Below are 5,205 nucleotides of genomic sequence, written 5' to 3'. Positions count from 1 at the left end.
GCAGCGCCACCGGCATCGCCGCCAACCGCCTGCACCAGATCCTGGCGGTGCTCGAAAAGCACCTGGGCCTGCCCCTCAGCCGATTTGATTGCTACCTGGCGGTGGCCGGTGGCCTGGAGGTGGAGGAACCGGCAGCGGATCTGGGGGTGGCCGCGGCGGTTGTGGCCAGCTACCGGGATCTCTGCCTGCCGCCAGGCACGTTGCTGGTGGGGGAGTTGGGCTTGGGTGGCCAGCTGCGGGCGGTGGGCCAGCTGGAGCTGCGGCTAGGCGAGGCCGCCCGCCTGGGCTTCACCCGGGCGGTGGTTCCCAAGGGCAGCGGCATGGCCAAGGTTGCCGCCGGCATCGGCCTGCAGCTACTGGAGGCGGGCACGGTCGCCGAAGCCCTGGTGGCGGCCCTGGGGGTTAACCCGGCCGAAGATCGGGGCTAAGGGCTGGGACGGAGCTTGGGGCAGGAGTTTGCCAGCCTTAGGTTCTCCACCGGTTGCTCCGATGGCCATGGCTTCGAGACCATCCGTCACCCCAGTCTGATCAGCGCTTCAAGCGACATTGGGCGCGTGAAGTGCCTGGATCGTTTCCGATTACGGGGTTTGGAGAAGGTGAATGGGCATTGATGGCCCCCACTCACAACATGCTCAAGCTGTTCAGGGCATCAGCGGCTATTGCCTGAGGGACTGGACCTACGTGTCAGCCTGGAGATGATGACTAGCAAGTGAATGGCATGACAATATTAATATGACTCTTAAAAATAAGCACTGTCGCGAATGGAAATACGACCCGCGCTTCCACCTTGGTTAAGCAAGATCGGCCTTCAGAAGATCAGCAAGGTCTGGATTCTGCTGTTCCTTTGCTTGGCCCTTTACCTGCCTGGCATTTCCAGTCTGCCCGCTACGGATCGCGACGAATCCCGCTACATGCAGGCTACGCGCCAAATGGTTGAAACCGGAGACATGCTTGACATCCGTTTTCAGGATGACTCTCGCTATAAAAAGCCCGTGGGAATTTATTGGTTGCAGGCCGGCATCAGCCATGTCGCCCAGTCCCTTGGTGTTCCCTCTACAGAGCGGATTCCTTACCGGCTGCCTTCCACGATCGGCGCCACTGGCGCGGTTCTACTGCTCTACTTGGGCTTTCGGCACCTGATCGGCGAGGGTGCGGCATTCGTGGCGGCTGTGTTTTTGGCGTGCTCCTTGCTGCTGGGGGTTGAAGCTCACCTCGCCAAGACCGACGCCATGCAATTGGCTGCCATCGTGGCGATGCAGGCTGGCCTGGCCCAGATATACGTCCAGCCCCGACAGGAAGGGCTTTGGCGCTCCCGCCTGCTGTTCTGGCTGGGGTTAGGACTAGGGATGCTGATCAAGGGGCCGGTGGCGCCTGCAGTGGCTACTTTCACGCTTGCCTGGATATGCTGGAAAGAACGCAGCCTTTGGCCGGCAAAGGCTCTTCATCCCCTTCCTTGGCTGGCGTTGCCAGTCCTGATTTTAGGCCCCTGGTTATTGAGCATTCAAATGCTCAGCCAAGGCCAGTTCATTAAGGATTCCTTTGGTAACGATTTTATTGCCAAGTTACTTGAAGTCCAGGAATCCCATGGAGCCCCCCCCGGCACCTACCTGCTGATCACACCGCTGTTGCTCTGGCCAGTTTCCTGGCTGCTTATCCCCCAAGCCTGGGCTGGCCTGCGCCGGGCCCCCGCCCAGCTCAAGGCGATTACTCGCCTGGCCTCTGCATGGTTGGTACCTGGCTGGATTGTGTTCGAACTGGTCCCCACCAAATTGCCGCACTACGTGCTCCCCCTGCTGCCAGCCCTGTGCCTGTTGGCCGGCATGGGTTTGATCCACACCGGCCAACAGGGGCGGGGTGCTAAGGGGCTTTCGGCCTGGCCCCAGCGCATCGGGGTGACCGCCTGGATCCTCTCGGGCAGTCTCCTGGCTGTGGGCGTACCGACCATCTACTTCTGGGCAAGCGGCACTATCTCCGAACTTGCACTGTTAGTGAGCGCACTCTGCATCGCAACGCTGGTGCTGATGCCGAAACTGACGGACTTCCGCCAGCGTCTACTTGCCTCTGCCGCCGCCGCCGTGGTGATCTTCGGACTAATGTTTCAATTAATTCTACCGCGGCTCACCCCGATTTGGCCGGCAGAAAGACTACGCCAGATCATTATCGCCGAGGGGGCTCAATCCCTTCCGGTGGCGATTGCCCAATATCACGAGCCGAGCGTGGTTTTCAACCTGGGAACCGAAACTCAACTGACGAACCTCGAAGGTCTAATCAGTCACGCAGTCAGCCACTCTGAGGCTATCGTGATTATTCGTAGCAATCAGATGCCAGTCTTCAGAAAGAAATTGCCTGTAGAGATCACTACTAAGCGGATTGGTCAATTCCATGGCCTTAATTACTCTAAGGGTCGGAAGCTAGCGCTCGACGTGGTGCGCACCCGCAAGCTTTAAGCCCACCTCAAAAAATAAGAAATTTGGGCAGACTGATATAGAGCATCAAATGCTCTCCAAGGCGCCTAGGTATTACAATTTTATGTCAGAAAGCGAGTTGATCTGTATCAGGATAGTTGTGAGATTTCAAAAATATCTATCCCTTAAATGCCGCAGGTCCTGAGCGCTGAAGGTAGCAAAGAAGGTGAAAAGTTAGATTCTTTAGGCCCCACACCCCCTGCTTCGGGAAGGGGTGTCACCGCTTTTATTCGCACGCCAGGAGGCTTGAGTGCATTGCCAACGCTTCGTTACAGCGAGGCATGGCAGGGCTTATCTGTTCATAACAAAAAATCTGGCGCGTGATTATGGGCGAATGGGCAAATAAAAGCTGGTGGACTAGCTTGCCAATGCTCCCATTTGGCGTTATTGTATGGGTCGCTTGGTTTCCCACTGAGAGCCAGGGCGATCGAAAAAAGGAGCCATGTATATAGGTTTCAGCAGGTGCGAAATACATAATAGAGATCTTTCTTCTGCAAGCTGCCTGGGTTGTCAAGTGCCTCCCTTAGGCTGAGGTCAACCAGCGTCGACGCTGTCGTGGCCACTGATTTTAAGCCAATTCTGGGCTTCGATGTAGTTATTGGGGGCCACTGCCTGTGCCCATTTCTGAATACCAGGAGACAAGCGTGGTTTTCAATTTAGGTATGAAGACCCAGTCCTGGAGTTGTGATGGCAAGTTGGCCATGTGCTTCAGAATCAAGAAGCTATTGCTATTTCCCCCTTGCGGAGATTTAGCCCAGTCTTTCAAGATTATGCTTGGCGGTAAAAGGTCAAGCAGGCAGGGAGGGTCAGGGGAGATTAATTATTCTAAAGTTAGAATAATTGACTTGATTATTGCTTCAGCATGCATCGCTATTCTGGTCTTGCGGTTAGCGCCAGATCTAAAGTTCTGAATATACCGTCGTTGTCCTCCGATCGCGTTCGTTTTATTCAATAGTCCCATAGCCAGAGTCGGCTTCTTGGGCTATGCTAAAGTGGCTTTAATTGGCATCATGAGAAAAATTTTTGGCAAGCAGCGAGCGTTGCTAGGCATCGCAACTTTTTTAATAGTTGCTGGCATGCTTAGCCTGATTGTGGATGTCCAAGCTGCTCGGCTCATGGATCTTAATCCTATTCCTAAGGAAATAGGACGCATTCTCCGTTTTTCCGAAATAGGTGGTCATGGTACTGGCGCAGCAATGGTTTTGATTGCGGTTATAGCCTCTAGCCAATTGAGGTGGCGCCGTTCCGAAGGGCGTATTCGAGCCCTGCGTCTGATTGCAGGCACCTATCTGGGTGGATTATTTGTAGATTTGTTCAAACTGATAATTCCCAGGGTTAGGCCCGGTAAAGCAATCCTTGAAAATGCCAATGGCTTTTTTGATACATTTGGGCGCCAACTCCTAGATGCTGGAATTCATGGACGCTCTGCAGTGATGAGTTTCCCTTCCGGACATGCCGCTGTTGCCGCAGGTTTAGCGGCATCTCTTTGGTGGTATCTACCAGCTGGGCGCCCTGCATTTGTGGCGCTGGCTATTTTGGCATCACTTCAGCGGGTAGCCACCAATAACCACTATGTCAGTGATATCTTCATCGGTGCGGCCCTAGGGCTGGTCGGGGCTTGGCTGTGCATGCCAAAACTGCAGGCTCGGGATTCTTAGCCAACGGGCTAGCAAGATGCCGCTTAACGATCCCACCAGTGCACCCAGGTAGATGTCGGTGGGGTAATGGGCCCCGCTGACCACTCGGGTGATCGCACAGCCCACTGCCATCACTAGGGCTGGCTGGCGCAAACGGGGAAATAGAATAATTAGGGCCATGCTCCCGCCAAAGGCCACGGCTGCATGGGAGCTGGGTAGGCCGAGCCCAGTGCTTGACCAGGTGCGATCGGTGAATGGGCGGAATATATAAGTTTCCAGTGGGGATGGCCTTTCTCGGCGCAGCGTTATTTTGAGCAGCTCGGCCAGCGCCCCACTCAGAGCTGGGCTGAGTAAAAGAAAGGCACTTTGTTTTGCAAGGTTGGGTTGGTTATTTCGCCTGCAGCTGAGAGCAAGGGCGATCGAAAAAAGAAGCCAGGGCCATAGACTTCCCCAGATGCGAAAAAGATAATAAAGATCTCCCGTTAGCAAGCTCTCCAGTCTGCCTAATGCCTTGCCCATGCTGAAATCAATCAGTGTGAGCATGGCCATGGCCAGCACTCCCAAGCCGGAGAACACGATGAGTTGCCTGGCAGGTGGTTGCAGTCTCATTTACTGTCTCGAAAACTATTTAGAAATAAACGTCCACGCTGCCGCGGCCGCTGGTTTTCAGCCAGTTCTGGGCCTCGATGTAGTTGTTGGGGGCTAGGCGGATCGCCTTGCCCCAGAGGTCAGCGGCCTGGTCATAGCAGCGGTCGGCCTCATCGGCTTCGCCCTTTTCTTCAGCAATCGAGCCCAGGTGGTGGTGGATCACCGCCATGTTGTTGAGGGCCTGGGGCATCTTGCTGTTGAGCTCCAGGGCGGCGCCGTATTGGTCGAGGGCCTTGTGGTGCTCACCGTTGCTGGCGTACACCAGGGCCATGTTGTAGAGGATGAAGGCCCGGTCGAGGGGATCGTCTTCGAGGGTGAGGGCCTCTTCGTAGTTGTCGAGGGCTTCGGCGTATTCCCCGTCGGCCTGGGCGCTCATGCCATCCCGGTAGTAGGCGAAGGCCTCCTTGGCGCGGCGGTTGGTGGGGATGACCTTGAGGATCAGGTCGGCCATCACC

Annotated in this window: 4 protein-coding genes and 1 pseudogene; 3 read left to right on the top strand and 2 right to left on the bottom strand. The window is 55.7% G+C overall.

What is annotated here, in order from left to right:
* The 3 genes and pseudogenes from KBY58_RS12865 to KBY58_RS12855 form a co-directional block, all read left to right on the top strand.
* Positions 1 to 428: pseudogene (locus KBY58_RS12865) on the top strand (DNA repair protein RadA); the annotation flags it as partial.
* 333 nt (positions 429 to 761) lie between these two features.
* Entirely contained in the window at positions 762 to 2,447 is a 1,686-nt protein-coding gene (locus KBY58_RS12860; protein ID WP_255004714.1) for an ArnT family glycosyltransferase, read from the top strand.
* 995 nt (positions 2,448 to 3,442) lie between these two features.
* Complete coding sequence (locus tag KBY58_RS12855) at positions 3,443 to 4,123, top strand: phosphatase PAP2 family protein (protein ID WP_255004712.1); 681 nt, start codon at positions 3,443 to 3,445, stop codon at positions 4,121 to 4,123.
* On the opposite strand, the gene KBY58_RS13230 is transcribed toward KBY58_RS12855, so the two are convergent.
* Both KBY58_RS13230 and KBY58_RS12850 read right to left on the bottom strand, forming a co-directional pair.
* Positions 4,067 to 4,621, bottom strand: coding sequence for a phosphatase PAP2 family protein (locus tag KBY58_RS13230; protein ID WP_409995768.1), 555 nt, complete (start codon positions 4,619 to 4,621; stop codon positions 4,067 to 4,069). The genes KBY58_RS12855 and KBY58_RS13230 overlap by 57 nt on opposite strands.
* A 109-nt stretch (positions 4,622 to 4,730) precedes the next feature.
* Entirely contained in the window at positions 4,731 to 5,204 is a 474-nt protein-coding gene (locus tag KBY58_RS12850; RefSeq protein WP_255004711.1) for a photosystem I assembly protein Ycf3, read from the bottom strand.
* Position 5,205: the final 1 nt, after the last annotated feature.

It is taken from the genome of Cyanobium sp. HWJ4-Hawea (assembly GCF_024345815.1).
GTDB lineage: Bacteria > Cyanobacteriota > Cyanobacteriia > PCC-6307 > Cyanobiaceae > Cyanobium_A.
This window is presented reverse-complemented; position numbering and strand designations above follow the sequence as displayed.